12 protein-coding genes and 1 pseudogene are annotated in these 12,804 nt (G+C 63.4%); 4 read left to right on the forward strand and 9 right to left on the reverse strand.

What is annotated here, in order from left to right; all coding sequences use genetic code 11:
• Positions 1–11: 11 nt before the first annotated feature.
• Entirely contained in the window at positions 12–944 is a 933-nt protein-coding gene (locus DEVEQU_RS06170; RefSeq protein WP_164550281.1) for a BadF/BadG/BcrA/BcrD ATPase family protein, read from the reverse strand.
• Positions 945–1,231: 287 nt separating this feature from the next.
• On the opposite strand from DEVEQU_RS06170, the gene cobU reads away from it, so the two are divergent.
• Positions 1,232–1,762 carry a bifunctional adenosylcobinamide kinase/adenosylcobinamide-phosphate guanylyltransferase gene (gene cobU / locus DEVEQU_RS06175; RefSeq protein ID WP_223214116.1) on the forward strand — a complete coding sequence of 177 codons (531 nt, stop codon included), beginning with the start codon at positions 1,232–1,234 and terminating at the stop codon, positions 1,760–1,762.
• Here the strand turns inward: cobU and cbiB are convergent.
• Genes cbiB through cobA form a run of 4 tightly spaced genes read right to left on the reverse strand, consistent with a single transcriptional unit; the run spans position 1,754 to position 6,325 of the window.
• Entirely contained in the window at positions 1,754–2,719 is a 966-nt protein-coding gene (gene cbiB, locus DEVEQU_RS06180) for an adenosylcobinamide-phosphate synthase CbiB (protein ID WP_164550282.1), read from the reverse strand. The two genes, cobU and cbiB, sit on opposite strands and share 9 nt — an antisense overlap.
• Positions 2,716–4,182, reverse strand: a complete 1,467-nt coding sequence (locus tag DEVEQU_RS06185; protein WP_126149706.1) for a cobyric acid synthase — start codon at positions 4,180–4,182, stop codon at positions 2,716–2,718. Before DEVEQU_RS06185 ends, cbiB begins: the two co-directional genes overlap by 4 nt.
• A 48-nt stretch (positions 4,183–4,230) precedes the next feature.
• A complete protein-coding gene (locus DEVEQU_RS06190) occupies positions 4,231–5,520 on the reverse strand; it encodes a cobyrinate a,c-diamide synthase (protein ID WP_329601449.1) in 1,290 nt (429 codons plus the stop codon).
• A complete protein-coding gene (gene cobA / locus DEVEQU_RS06195) occupies positions 5,513–6,325 on the reverse strand; it encodes a uroporphyrinogen-III C-methyltransferase (RefSeq protein ID WP_126149708.1) in 813 nt (270 codons plus the stop codon). The genes DEVEQU_RS06190 and cobA overlap by 8 nt, the downstream gene beginning before the upstream one ends.
• Positions 6,326–6,390: 65 nt before the next feature.
• On the opposite strand from cobA, the gene DEVEQU_RS06200 reads away from it, so the two are divergent.
• Positions 6,391–7,134 carry a cobalt-precorrin-6A reductase gene (locus DEVEQU_RS06200; protein WP_126149709.1) on the forward strand — a complete coding sequence of 248 codons (744 nt, stop codon included), beginning with the start codon at positions 6,391–6,393 and terminating at the stop codon, positions 7,132–7,134.
• Here the strand turns inward: DEVEQU_RS06200 and DEVEQU_RS06205 are convergent.
• Entirely contained in the window at positions 7,053–7,481 is a 429-nt protein-coding gene (locus DEVEQU_RS06205) for a cobalamin biosynthesis protein (protein WP_164550283.1), read from the reverse strand. The genes DEVEQU_RS06200 and DEVEQU_RS06205 overlap by 82 nt on opposite strands.
• Before the next feature lie 335 nt (positions 7,482–7,816).
• On the opposite strand from DEVEQU_RS06205, the gene DEVEQU_RS06210 reads away from it, so the two are divergent.
• Positions 7,817–8,713 (forward strand): cation diffusion facilitator family transporter, encoded by an 897-nt coding sequence (locus tag DEVEQU_RS06210; protein WP_126149711.1) that lies wholly within the window; start codon positions 7,817–7,819, stop codon positions 8,711–8,713.
• A gap of 40 nt (positions 8,714–8,753) precedes the next feature.
• Positions 8,754–9,224: a hypothetical protein gene (locus DEVEQU_RS06215; RefSeq protein WP_126149712.1), complete on the forward strand. Its 471-nt coding sequence runs from the start codon at positions 8,754–8,756 to the stop codon at positions 9,222–9,224.
• Here DEVEQU_RS06215 and cobO read toward each other — a convergent pair.
• From cobO to DEVEQU_RS20100, 3 genes and pseudogenes are all read right to left on the reverse strand, one after another.
• On the reverse strand, positions 9,221–9,829 hold the full coding sequence (gene cobO, locus DEVEQU_RS06220; RefSeq protein WP_126149722.1) for a cob(I)yrinic acid a,c-diamide adenosyltransferase: 609 nt from the start codon (positions 9,827–9,829) through the stop codon (positions 9,221–9,223). The genes DEVEQU_RS06215 and cobO overlap by 4 nt on opposite strands.
• A 29-nt stretch (positions 9,830–9,858) precedes the next feature.
• Entirely contained in the window at positions 9,859–12,387 is a 2,529-nt protein-coding gene (gene cobN, locus DEVEQU_RS06225) for a cobaltochelatase subunit CobN (protein WP_223214121.1), read from the reverse strand.
• A gap of 45 nt (positions 12,388–12,432) precedes the next feature.
• A pseudogene (locus tag DEVEQU_RS20100) lies at positions 12,433–12,741 on the reverse strand (endonuclease domain-containing protein); the annotation flags it as partial.
• Positions 12,742–12,804 lie beyond the last annotated feature (63 nt).

Raw genomic sequence — 12,804 nt, forward strand, 5'->3', positions numbered from 1 at the left:
GTCGGTCCTTTTCAGGCGGAGAAGTTTTGTTTGGCGAGGATGACCGCGCCGTGGAGCGGTTCGAATTTGGGCAAGGCAACGAAGCTGCCATAACGCGCTTCGAGCCGGGGGAAAAGCCGCTGCCCCAATCCGCCGACAATAGCCATCACCTCTGCGCCATGGCTCTTGAACCAGCGGACATAGGTGTCGATGTAGCCCATCTGGATCTCAAGCAGATTGTGGGCGACCGGGTCGTCCTTTTCGAGATAGTCGAACCAGAGCGGCATCAGCTTGCCATATTCACCTGGTGCGCGGCCGATCAGCGCCTGATCTTCAGCGCCCTCATTGCCGGTAAGGCTCAATCCCAGCGTGGTGGCAAAGGACCAGGTCATCGACGCCTGGTTATTGCCGCCAAGGGCTGCGATCACCGCCTTGGTCAGCGCCGAGCCCTCGGCCAGGCCATCCTCGGCTTCGACGGCGTAGCGCGCCAATTCACGGCCCAGAATGGCGCCGCTCATCTGATCGCCGATATGAAAGCCCCAGCCGCCAGCCTGGTAGCGCTTGCCGCCGACGATGGACATGGCGGCAGAACCGGTACCGATGATCACCACACCGCCCTCGTCGCCACCCAAGGCGCCGGCATGGGCGATATCGATATCGTCATAGACCTTCACACCCGCATAGGGCCAGCTGCGCGAAGCGAAGGCGTCGCGCGCCGAGTCCATGCGGCCGCCCGCCATGCCGAAGCAGGCATAGGTATTGGCCGTATCTGAGAAGTCGACACCGGCTTCCTTAAAGACGTCGCGCGTGCCATCCATGATCGCCTTGTATGCGGGATCGCCGCCGTCAATCTGCAGATTGGAGCGGCCGTTCTTGACCTCCGCCAGCGTCACCAGGTTTTCGTCGGTCAGACGCACCCGGCAATTGGTTCCACCACCGTCGACGCCAAGATAGTATCGGGGCACGAAAGGCTTCTCCATGGGCTGTTGGGGGTCGGCAGCAGGAGCAATGGACGTTGACGCCGCCCCCGGTGCAGAACCCACCCTAAGGTGTCAAATCGGGGCGGACCATAATGCGAAAGCCGCTAAGACGAAAGTAGCATAGGGAACAAAATCGCCCTGCCAAGCCAATCGATTGCATGGCTCGCTTGCGGGGCAGGCTGCAAAACGGGAACACTTGTGCCAATTCATCGTTGGCGCAAGCATGGACGAACCGCCGGTGACTGATGGCGCCGGCCAGCGAAGAGGCGAAGATGCGACACTCTCTGGTTCTGGGCGGAGCCCGTTCGGGCAAGACTGCATTCGCGGAGCGACTGGCGCTCCGCTCGGGCAGCAGGCCGGCCTATCTGGCGACCGCGACGGTTATGGATAGCGAGATGCGCGACCGCATTTCGAGCCACCAGGCGGCGCGTGCCTCTCGCTTCGCCACGATCGAGGAGCCGATTGAACTCTCCGCTGCGATTCTACGCGCCGCCGCCCATCAGGACGTCATTCTGGTCGACTGTCTGACCCTATGGATCACCAATTTATTGATGCAGAACGGGGATGTCGCGCAGGCAGTCAGCGAACTCAGCGCTACGCTGGTCGAACTGGAGGCAGCCAAGGTGATCCTGGTATCCAACGAAGTGGGGCTGGGAATCGTGCCCGACAACGCCATGGCGCGTACCTTTCGCGACCTGGCAGGATCGGCGCATCAGCGGTTGGCTGAGGTTTGCGACGATGTCTATTTTGTCGCCGCTGGCTTGCCGCTGACCATGAAGGGCGAGCCCCCTGCCCTAGGCTGAAATCAGCTGCATGACGGCAATCACCCCGCAAAAGCAGACGAGGACGGTCAGCGTGCGGTTGTAGAGTTCAAGCGCCAGAAGAATGTCGGCTGGGCGCAATTCTGCGCGACCGTCGCCAAAAGCGGGCAGGTCGACCACCTCTCCATCATAGGCACGCGGCCCGCCGAGCTTGAAACCGAGCGCGCCGGCAAAGGCTGCCTCGGGCCAGCCGGCATTCGGCGATTCGTGCTTGCGGGCATCTCGTTGCGCGATGGCCCAGGCTTTGCCGGGGCTGGCGCCAGGCGCGAAGAAGCAGGCGATAGTGATCAGCACCAGTGTGAGCCGCGCCGGAATCCAGTTGAGTACGTCGTCGAGCTTGGCTGAAGCCCAGCCATAATCGCGATAGCGCGCGTTGAGATGGCCAATCATGGAATCGGCGGTGTTGACGGCCTTGTAGAGTGCGATCCCCGGCAGTCCGAACAGCGCCAGGAAAAACAGCGGCGCTACCACCCCATCCGAAGTGCTTTCGGCCAGCGTCTCAACGGCGGCCCGGGCCACGCCGGCTTCGTCGAGCGCTTGCGGGTCACGGCCAACGATTTGGCTCACCGCCTCTCGCCCCGCTGGCAGTGACTGGCGTAGCGCCTCGGCCACGGCGCGCACCGAACGACCCAGTTCCTTCTGCGCCAGAAGCGAGGTCGCCAGCACCATCTCGATGATCCAGCCATGCGGGATGCGGTTGGTAAGGTCGCGGATCAGCACCGTCACCACCAGCACCGTGATGAGCAGTGCGGCAAGGCCGATAATGCCGCCGCGTCGACGATGTTCCGGGCTTTGGTCGGGGTGATTGAGCCGGGTTTCGAGAGAGTCGATGAGCCGGCCGAACCACATGACCGGATGGCCGATGGCGTCGAGCAAAGGGGTTGGGTAGCCCCAGCGCCGCTCCACCAGCAAAGCCAGCGTCGATACCAGCATGTTCATCGGATTGTCTCCACTGTCTCGGCCAGCGACAGCAGATAATCGATATCGAGATGCCGTTCGAGATGATCGGCAAATCCATCCAAAGCCGATTCAATGCCGGCTTCGTAGGCGAGATCGGCACTGGCCGCCTGGCCGATAAAGGCGCGGCGAAAGCCGTCGCTAGCGAAGAGGCCGTGCAGATAGGTGCCCATCACGCGACCATCGGCGCTGACTGCACCCTCGGCCTCTGCTCCAACCATGGCGAAGGGGCGACTGCGGTCAGTACCCTCGGTGACGCCCATATGCATGTGGTATCCCGAAAGGGGCGCGCCACTCTGGACGTGATAGGCCGTCTCGAGGCGCAGTTGTTTGCGGCCCGCCAGCACTGTCTCCACGTCGAGCAGGCCGAGCCCCTCGCTTGTGCCCGGCGCGCCTTCAATGCCCTCGGGATCGGCTATGCTGCGACCCAGCATTTGATAGCCGCCACAAATGCCCAGGACCGCGCCACCAGCGCGATGGTGGGCCATGATATCGACGTCCCAGCCATTGGCGCGCAGCGCCGCAAGGTCGGCACGCGTAGCCTTGGAGCCGGGCAGCAGGATGAGGTCGGCATCGCGTGGCATGGCTTCGCCGGGCTGTACGAGACGGAGGCTGACGCCGGGTTCGGCGCGCAGTGGATCGAGATCATCAAAATTGGCGATGCGCGGCAGGCGGGGCACGGCGATGCGAAAGACGCCGCCGGCGCGGGTGGAAAAATCCTCCAGCGCCAGGGCATCTTCGGCGGGCAAGCGTGCAGCATCGGGAAAATGCGGCACGGGTCCAAGGCAGGCAATGCCGGTGCGCTCGACAAGGAAAGCCTTGCCTGCATCGAACAATGCCGGATCGCCGAAGAATTTGTTGATGAGGCTGGCGCGCACCAGCGCCGCATCGTCGGGTTCGATGACCGCTAGCGTACCGACGATTGAAGCGATGACGCCGCCACGATGGATGTCCCCCACCAGCACGACCGGCACCCTGGCTGCGCGGGCAAAGCCGAAATTGGCAATGTCATTGGCGCGCAGATTGACTTCGGAGGCGCTGCCCGCGCCCTCGACCAGCACATAATCGACGTCACCAGCCACTTCGACGAAGGCATCGAGGACCTCGGGCAGCAATTGGTCCCTCTCGGCCCAATATTGCCGCGCCGAGAGGCTCGCGCGGCGTTGCCCGCGCACCACGACCTGGGAACCGGTTTCGCCCTCGGGCTTGAGCAGAACCGGGTTCATCGCCGTCACAGGATCACGGCGCGCGGCGCGGGCTTGCAGCGCCTGGGCGCGACCGATCTCGCCACCATCGGCGGTGACGGCAGCATTGTTGCTCATGTTCTGCGGCTTGAACGGCGCGACTTTATAGCCCCGATTGGCCAAGGCGCGGCAGAGCCCGGCGACGATCAGCGATTTGCCGACATCGGAGCCCGTTCCCATGAACATCAATGCTTTGGCCATGTCGCTCCCGCCCGTTCGGCGCACTTCTCCCACACGCGCGATGACGAGTCACGCGGCCGCGATCACATGGGCATAGGATCCCATCACACGGCCGAGCATCGCGCCCATCGGCACCTGCCTGATGCCCTCGGCATCAAGCGCCTCGAACAGCGGCGGCAGGCCGGTTTGCTTGGCCGATGAATAGTGGAATTCGTGGCCATTGAGGCCAGTGGGCCACGGCAAGGGACTTTCATGCACCAGGCGTCGATAGCCGAGCACCCTTTTGGGCCGATCGATGCGGGTCACCATGGGGAGCAGACCCGCCATGGCATGCGAGTTCCCATCTTTATCGACAAGTGCTTCGCCCAACGCCATGAAGCCCCCGCATTCGCCATAAATCAGCGCGCCGCGATCCCTGGCGGCAACGAGCCCGCTGCGGAATCGCCCCGCGGCCGCAAGTGTGGCGCCATGCAGTTCCGGATAGCCGCCCGGAAGAAAGACCGCATCGGCGACCGGGCGTGGAGACTCATCTGCTAAGGGCGAAAAGAAGGACAGCTCGGCGCCTGCCGCGCGCCAGCCATCGAGCAGATGGGGGTAGAGGAACGCGCAGGCCGCGTCGCGTGCCACGGCGATGCGCTGCCCCAAGGGTGGCAAGGCCAGCGGAAGGGCGTGACTTTCCGCGACCGGCGCGGCAATTGACGCTAGCGCTCGCAGGTCGACAAAATCGCCCATCGCCTCGGCCGCGTCATCGAGAAAACTGTCGAAGGCAGCGATCTCACCCGGCATCACCAGGCCGAGATGGCGTTCGGGCAGGGCCAGTTCCGTCCGACGGGGCACGGCACCGAGCAGGGGGATGCTGGTAGCGCGGAGGGCCGTGGTCAGCATGCGCTCATGCCGCGCGGTGGCGACGCGATTGAGGATGACGCCGGCGACGCGAACATCCTCGCGCCAGCGCGCAAAGCCAGCCACAAGCGGCGCGACGGACTGGCTCTGGCGTTCGGCATCGACCACCAGCACCACGGGCAGCCGCAGCGCGGCAGCGAGATCCCCGGTGGACCCGGCGCCATCGGCGGCACCATCGAAGAGGCCCATGACCCCTTCTACGAGCAGGAGCTCGGCGCCCACGGCCTGTTGAGCCGCCAAAGCCTGAATCTGGCTGGGGCTCATCGCCCAGGGGTCGAGATTGATGGCTTCGCGCCCCGCTGCGCGACCCAGAAAGCTTGGGTCGATATAGTCAGGGCCGGTCTTGGCAGGGGCGACGACATGACCCGCGCGCCGCAAGGCGGCCAGCAGCCCCAGCGTCACCAGGGTTTTTCCCGAGCCCGAGCGCGGCGCGGCGATGACCAGCCCCCTAGCCAAAGACGTGTTTCCTCGCCTCGGTGACATACCAGTCGAGACTGTTGCGGTAGCGGGCCACGGGTCCAAGCACAACGATGGCGGGGGTGGGCACATCGGCCAGGGTATCCGCCGCGCCCAAGGTGGTTTCCACGACATGCTGTTGAGGCGTAGCGGCGCGGGAGACCAGTGTCAGCGCTTCGTCAGGACCGCGCCCCGCTGCCAGCAGATTGGCGGCGATGAGCGGCAGGTGCTTAACCGCCATGAACATGACGAGAACCGGAGCCGCCCCGGCGACGGCGGGCCAGTTGACGGCGCTGGGCACGGTGCCGGTTTCGTCGTGGCCGGTGAGGAACAAAACGGCATGATTGGTATCGCGGTGGGTGATCGGCAGACCAGCATAGGCCAGTCCGCCGAGGCCGGAGGAAATGCCGGGGACAATGCGGAATGCTATGCCCGCGCGCACAAGCCCCTCGGCCTCTTCGCCACCGCGACCGAACATGAAGGGATCGCCGCCCTTGAGGCGCAGCACGCGTTTGCCCGCCTGCGCCAGCTCGATCAGGCGGAGGGTGATGTCGGTCTGTTTCGGTGATGGCTTGCCGCCGCGCTTGCCGGCATGGATGCGCTCCACATGGGGCGGTGCGAGGGCCAGGATATCGGGCGAGACCAGCGCGTCATGCACGATGACGTCGGCCTGGCCCAGCGCGTAAAAGGCGAGCATCGTAAGCAAACCAGGTCCGCCAGGGCCAGCGCCGACCAGCCAGACGGTCCCGGGTTCAAAGACCGGAAAATCAGCCGTGTCCAGCCGTGCAAAATGCGCTTCGTTCATTGCTGCCCCTCTTGAGGACGGTCCGAGCAAAAGGCAGATTGGAACAAAGAGGCGGACACGATGCGATGAAAATCCTGATCCTGGGTGGTACGGCGGAGGCGCGCCAGCTGGCAAATCGCCTGGTGGCGGCTGGACACGAGGTTATCACCTCGCTGGCGGGGCGCACCCAGGACCCGATCCTGCCCGATGGTGGATTGCGCATGGGCAAATTCGGCGGCATTCCCGGGCTTTGCGCCTATCTGCGCGCCGCCCATATCGACTATCTGGTGGATGCGACGCACCCTTATGCCGGCCTGATGTCGATCAACGCGGTTGCCGCGGCGGAGGTCACCGGCATCCGGCTTTTGCGGCTGATGCGCCCGGCCTGGACGGCCGTAGAGGGGCAGACATGGACGCATGTCGAAACGGCGGCGGCGGCGGCGAGCGCCCTGCCCGCCGGCGCCTCGGTACTGCTGACCACCGGCCATACCGGGCTCGAAAATTTCCTGGAGCGTGACGATTGCCGCTTCCTGGTGCGCGTGATCGAGCCGCCGGACATGCCCATGCCGCGCCATGCGCAGCTGGAACTGACGCGCCCGCCCTATGACCTCGCGCATGAGCTGACGCTTATGGATCGGCATGGCATCACTCATATGGTGAGCAAGAATTCCGGCGGCCAGCAGACTGCCGCCAAGCTGGAGGCGGCCCAGCGCCTGGGTGTGGCGGTGATCATGATCGCCCGTCCGCATTATGGCCCGGCCAAAGAGGTGGGCACTGTGGACGAGGCCATGGCGGTGCTTGGCGCGGCGGACAGGTCGACGGGGGGCTGAACCATCGCCAGAGCGCAGGTGACGTTGGCCGATTTCTGCTTGGTCAGCAGCAGTGGCCCGAAGGCCATCGCGGAGGCCTCAGCCACGGAGGGACGGCCAAACAGCGCCTCAACCCGCGCCGAGGGCGTCGGCGCGGCGGCGGCCATGTCGGTGTCTTCAATGCCGGTCAGCGATACGCCCCAATGGGTAGCCGCGGCGATCAGGGCGGGATGGGCCAGCTTGTCGCGATGGGTGACGAAAGCCAACACATCGGTGCGGGTGAGGTTGCGCTGGCGCAGACACTGGCTGACCAGCGCCAGCACGTCGTCCGCGCTCGCCGACTGGCGCGCGCCAAGGCCCACGATCACAGCAGATTTGCCTGATTTATCCCCGGCCCATCGGGGACCGCTATCATGGACCGTCATAACGCCTCGCATAACCCGAGGCAGCTTCGCTCAAAAACCGGAGCAGCCTCGGACTTGGTCCCCTCCGGGGTCGACCGCACCGAGCTCTGTTTCAGTTCCATCAAGGGAACGCTGCGCTTGGGTCGGTTTTAGGTCGGGTAAAGGTCGTGGTCAATCAAGGGCTTGGCCAGAAGGTGCGCAGATAAGAATGAATATGAAAATCGTTTGCAAAAACAATGGCTTGCCAGCACTAAACCTATCCCCTAAGGCTGCCGCTCAAGCTTGTGGAGCATCTGGACATGGCCATCACCGACAAAACCGTTGCCATCGCAACGGGTAGCCTGGCCGTCGGAATCGGCGTGCTGGCGCTCAAGACCCTGGCCTGGTGGATGACCGGATCAGTAGCGCTCTATTCGGATGCGCTCGAATCTATCGTCAACGTGGTGACCGCCATCGTGGCGCTGATCGCGGTGCGGCTGGCGCAGCGTCCTGCCGATGCCGCCCTGCCCTATGGCTATCACAAGGCCGAGTATTTCTCCGCCGTGGTCGTTGGCGTGATGATCATCGTCGCCGCCATATTGATCCTGCGCGAGGCGTTTTACGGTTTTCTCGAGCCGTCCATGCCTGATGCGCCTCTTCAGGGTCTGGCTATCAGCTTTTTCGCCACCGTCATCAACGTGGTCTGGGCCCAGGTATTGATCCGGCATGGCCGCAAGGCCCGTTCGCCCGCCATCGAGGCCGACGGCAAGCATTTGATGACCGATGTGGTTTCGACCATCGGCGTTTTGATCGGGCTGGGCCTGGTCTATCTCACCGGTTTTGCCCAGCTGGACTCGGTGCTGGCGGCGCTGGTGGCGCTCAATATTTTGTGGTCGGGCTGGGGCGTGATCCGCGAAAGCGTCGGTGGGCTCATGGACGTCGCCGTCACGCCCGATACGCAAAAACTGATTCGTGCGGTGATTGCCAACAATGCCGATGGCGCCATCGAAGCCCATGATATCCGCACGCGTCAGGCGGGCAAGATGACCTTTATCGACTTTCACCTCGTGGTGCCGGGCGCCATGAGCGTGGACGAAGCGCACAGCATTTGCGACGATATCGAAGGCAAGCTGCGCGAAGCGGTGGCGGATGTGCAGATCACCATTCATGTCGAGCCGGAGAACAAGGCCAAGCATGCCGGCATCGTCGTGCTCTAGCATGCTTGCGCAACGGCACGTTCGGGCGCAGACTCACCCCATGCGCACCGCCCTTTTGCTGCTTGCACTCCTCTTCGCGACGCCTGCCCTGGCGCAATATTGGGATCATTATTCCAATGCCCGCTTCGGCTACGAGATCGATATCCCACCAGGGTTTGTCGGCAATGGTGAAAGCGACAATGGCGACGGGCAGATTTTCTACAATCTCGAGGCCGAGCAGAGCCTGACCGTCTGGGGTGGCGCCCTGCTCGGAGATTTCGAGGCCATGGTCGCTGAGGCGCGCATGGCCGACGAGCGTGTCAACTGGATGCTGTCAGAACAGGCATCGAGCCCCAAATGGGCTAGTTACGCGGCTCAACGGGATCACCGGGTGATTGCCGAGCGGCTGATCCTGCTCTGCGACGGCGAGAGTTACGCCGCCTTCCGCGCCGAGTACAATATCCGCGACCTGGTGAAGATGGACAAGGTGATCGAGGGGCTGAAACGCTCGCTTGAAGCCAGCGCCTGCTAGAATTCGATGCCCTGCTGCGCCTTCACCCCCGCGCGGAAATGGTGTTTGATTTCAGTCATTTCGGTAACGAGATCGGCGATTTCGATAAGCTCGTCCTTGGCATTGCGGCCAGTGATGATGACATGTTTCTCCGCCGGCTTGTGCTTGAGGAACTCCACCACTTCATCGAGCGGCAGGTAGTCGTAGCGCAGGCAGATATTGAGCTCGTCGAGCAGAACCATGTCGTAGCTTGGGTCTAGTATTAGGGCCTTGGCCTGTTCCCAAGCCTTCGCGGCAGCGGCGAGATCGCGCTGGCGGTCGGCAACGTCCCAGGTAAAGCCTTCGCCCATGGCGTTGATGGTCACCTGGTCGGGGAACTTGTCGAGCACGGTACGCTCGCCAGTGTTCCAGACGCCCTTGACGAACTGCACCACGCCGACCCGCATGCCATTGCCCAGCGCACGGAAGACCATGCCGAAGGCGGCGGTCGACTTGCCCTTGCCCTTGCCGGTATGAACGATCAGCAGGCCCTTCTCCTCGGTCTTCGTCGAGAGGATCTTGTCGCGCGCGGCCTTCTTTTTCTTCATCTTTTCAGCGTGATAGGCATCACGCTCGGCTTCGCTCATCAGGTCGGTTTTCTTGAGCGGCTTGTCGTTCATGGCGTGTCCTCCAGATAGGCAAAAACGGAATTTGAGCGAGGCGACCACAAGCCTCTTTGCTGGGCCTCAAGGAATTTTCCGATCAGCTCATCATAGCCGAAGCGATTGGATTGCTTGATGAATTCGCGCACTTCGTCGTTTTCGACGAAGGCTTCGAAGGCCAGGTCGAAATGATGCGTACGCACAGCCCCGGTGGTGGCGGCGAAGGCGAACATGAAGTCGAGCGTGGCGATGATCTCGAAGGCGCCGCGATAGCCGTGACGCAGGACGCCGGCGAGCCATTTGGGATTGACCACGCGGCTGCGCATGACATGGCTAACCTCCTGATCCAGCGTGCGGATTTTGGGCTTCTCGGGACGCGAATGATCGTTGTGATAGGCGGCGGGCTTGTGGCCCGATACGATCTCGGCGGCGACGGAGAGCCCACCTTCGAACTGGTAGTAATTGTCTGAATCCAGAAGGTCGTGCTCGCGATTGTCTTGGTTGTGGACGACGGCATCGATCTGGCCGAGGCGGGCGCGGAAACGGTCGTGCAACGGAGTGCCATGGGCCTTGGCACCATAGGCATATTGGCCCCAGGCGAGGGCCTGATTGGCGAGATCGGCCTTGTCGTTCCACTTGCCATTGTCGATCAGCTGACCGAGGCCGGCGCCGTAAGTGCCTGGCTTTGAACCGAAAATTCGTGCACCGGCTTCGAGGGAGGCTTCGCTTTCCGACTTGCCTGAAACCATGAGGCCCAGGGCTTCGGTGCGCATGCGGGCGGCGATGGGGTTATCGTCTTCGGGTTCGTCGAGCGCGCCGATGGCGCGGACGGCCCGGTCGAAGAGCGCGATCTGCGCGGGAAAAGCGTCGCGGAAAAAGCCAGAAATCCGGAGGGTGACGTCGACGCGCGGGCGCCCCAATTTGGGCAGCGGAATGATCTCGTAGCCGGAAACGCGGAGCGAGCCGGGGTCCCAGGTGGGTCGGGCGCCGATCAGGGCCATGGCCTGAGCAATATCGTCGCCGCCGGTGCGCATATTGGCGGTGCCCCAGACCGACAAAGCCACCGCGCGGAGGTGATGACCATGATCCTGCAGGTGTCGCAAGACCAGGCTTTCGGCGGATTTTTTGCCGAGTTCCCAAGCACTTGGCGTGGGCACGGCGCGGGCGTCGACGGAGTAGAAATTGCGCCCCGTCGGCAACACATCGAGCCGCCCACGCGAGGGCGCGCCGGAGGGGCCGGGGGTGATGAACTTGCCGTCCAGACCATTGAGGAAGGCCGACATTTCGGCTGGGCCGGAGGCGGCGAGGCGCGGTTTTATCTGCATGCGCACGGTATCGAGGACCGCCCGGGTGGCGGGCCAGTCCTCTGTAACTTCCTCTACGGATGATACCAGATCGGCGGCGACCTCTTCGAGGTGGGCGACGACGTCTCCCACCCGCCGCAGGTTTGTTTGCTGACCGCGATATGAACGATTTATGAACGGCCCGGACCATGCCGCGCCGAGATCGGCGGTCAGCGGATCGAAACCGAGCTTCATGTCGTCGGCAATGGCGCGGATGAGAGAGTTATCCCCGGGGGCATCGCCGCGCGGTATTCTTGCCAATGCGACGGTGAGGTCACGCTCGAGTGCTCCGGCGGGCGATGACCCAAACACATGCAAGCCGTCGCGTATCTGCGCTTCCTTGAGATCACACAGGAAGTTGTCGATCTTGATCAGGGCTTCGGTCTCGTCTTCGGGCAGACCGATGTCCTGGTCGAGGCGACTGTCGCGGGTAAAGTCGAGAATGCGGCGCTTGAGGTCTTTCAGTCGCCGACGATCCATGCCGGAGGCGGCATAATATTCGTCGAGCAGGGCTTCGAGGTCCTTCATCGGACCATAGGTTTCGGCGCGGGTGAGCGGGGGCACCAGATGATCGATGATGACGGCGCCGGCGCGCCGCTTGGCCTGGGTGCCCTCGCCGGGATCGTTGACGATGAAGGGGTAGAGATGGGGCAGTTGGCCCCAGAGCGCGTCGGGATAGCAATCGGCATCAAGAGCCGTCGCCTTGCCCGGCAGCCATTCCAGCGTGCCATGCTTGCCATTGTGCACCATGGCATGGGCGCCGAAGTCGTGGCGCAGCCAGAGATAGGCGGCGATATAGGCATGGGGCGGGACGAGATTGGGATCGTGGTAGTTCGCCGTCTCGTCGATCTGCCAGCCGCGCGCGGGCTGCAGCATCAGCACGACGTTGCCAAAACGATGCGCGGGCAGATGGAAGGCGTCGTCGCGGACAAAGGGATCGTTTGCCGGATCGCCCCAGCGCGCGGTGACCGCGGCGCGGGTTTCGTCGGGCAGTTTGGCGAAGAGCGCGGCGTAGCGGGACAGCGGCAGGATGGCGGATGAGGCGCCGCGCTGGGGATTGGCGTTGGTGGGGCCGCTGGTGAGAAGGGTGATGAGATCGGCGGCGGAGCGCGGGTATGTCTGCGTTTCGACTGATGGACCCCCTCCCTCGGTCCCTCCCCTCAAGGGGGAGGGAGGCGCAGGGGCCGAAAGATCGTCCAACTTTGCAGAAATGAGCGCCCAGGCCCCTTCACGACTTGTGGCCTCTGAATTTGTCAGGCGCAGAACGTCGTAGCCGATGGAGTTCAGAAAAGTGGTGCGTGCCTCGTCGTGCGCCGTGCCGGCTTCGCTGAAATGCGTTGAACCATCGAGTTCGATAACAAGTTTTGGATTGTGGCTGGCGAAATCGGCGACATACTTGCCAAGCGTCACCTGTCGGCGGAATTCTACACCGCGTTCGGCGAAGGTTTTCAGCAATGGCCAAAGCAGGCGCTCGGGAACTGTCTGATCGGCCCGCAAAGTCCTTGCCCGCTGCACGTTTTTGGCATGAGCCGTTCGGGCGTTGTTGAACACCATCGGTGTCGCCTCCCTCCCCCCTTGAGGGGGAGGGTTGGGGGGGGGGGTGGTTTTGTGATCCAC

Source organism: Devosia equisanguinis, assembly GCF_900631955.1.
Classification (GTDB): domain Bacteria; phylum Pseudomonadota; class Alphaproteobacteria; order Rhizobiales; family Devosiaceae; genus Devosia; species Devosia equisanguinis.

Bases quoted from the DNA above. Each gene is read 5' to 3' on its own strand.
- cobU (WP_223214116.1), top strand. From the start codon at position 1,232: ATGCGACACTCTCTGGTTCTGGGCGGAGCCCGTTCGGGCAAGACTGCA.
- cbiB (WP_164550282.1), bottom strand. From the start codon at position 2,719: ATGAACATGCTGGTATCGACGCTGGCTTTGCTGGTGGAGCGGCGCTGG.
- DEVEQU_RS06185 (WP_126149706.1), bottom strand. From the start codon at position 4,182: ATGGCCAAAGCATTGATGTTCATGGGAACGGGCTCCGATGTCGGCAAA.
- cobA (WP_126149708.1), bottom strand. From the start codon at position 6,325: ATGAACGAAGCGCATTTTGCACGGCTGGACACGGCTGATTTTCCGGTC.
- DEVEQU_RS06200 (WP_126149709.1), top strand. From the start codon at position 6,391: ATGAAAATCCTGATCCTGGGTGGTACGGCGGAGGCGCGCCAGCTGGCA.
- DEVEQU_RS06210 (WP_126149711.1), top strand. From the start codon at position 7,817: ATGGCCATCACCGACAAAACCGTTGCCATCGCAACGGGTAGCCTGGCC.
- DEVEQU_RS06215 (WP_126149712.1), top strand. From the start codon at position 8,754: ATGCGCACCGCCCTTTTGCTGCTTGCACTCCTCTTCGCGACGCCTGCC.
- cobO (WP_126149722.1), bottom strand. From the start codon at position 9,829: ATGAGCGAAGCCGAGCGTGATGCCTATCACGCTGAAAAGATGAAGAAA.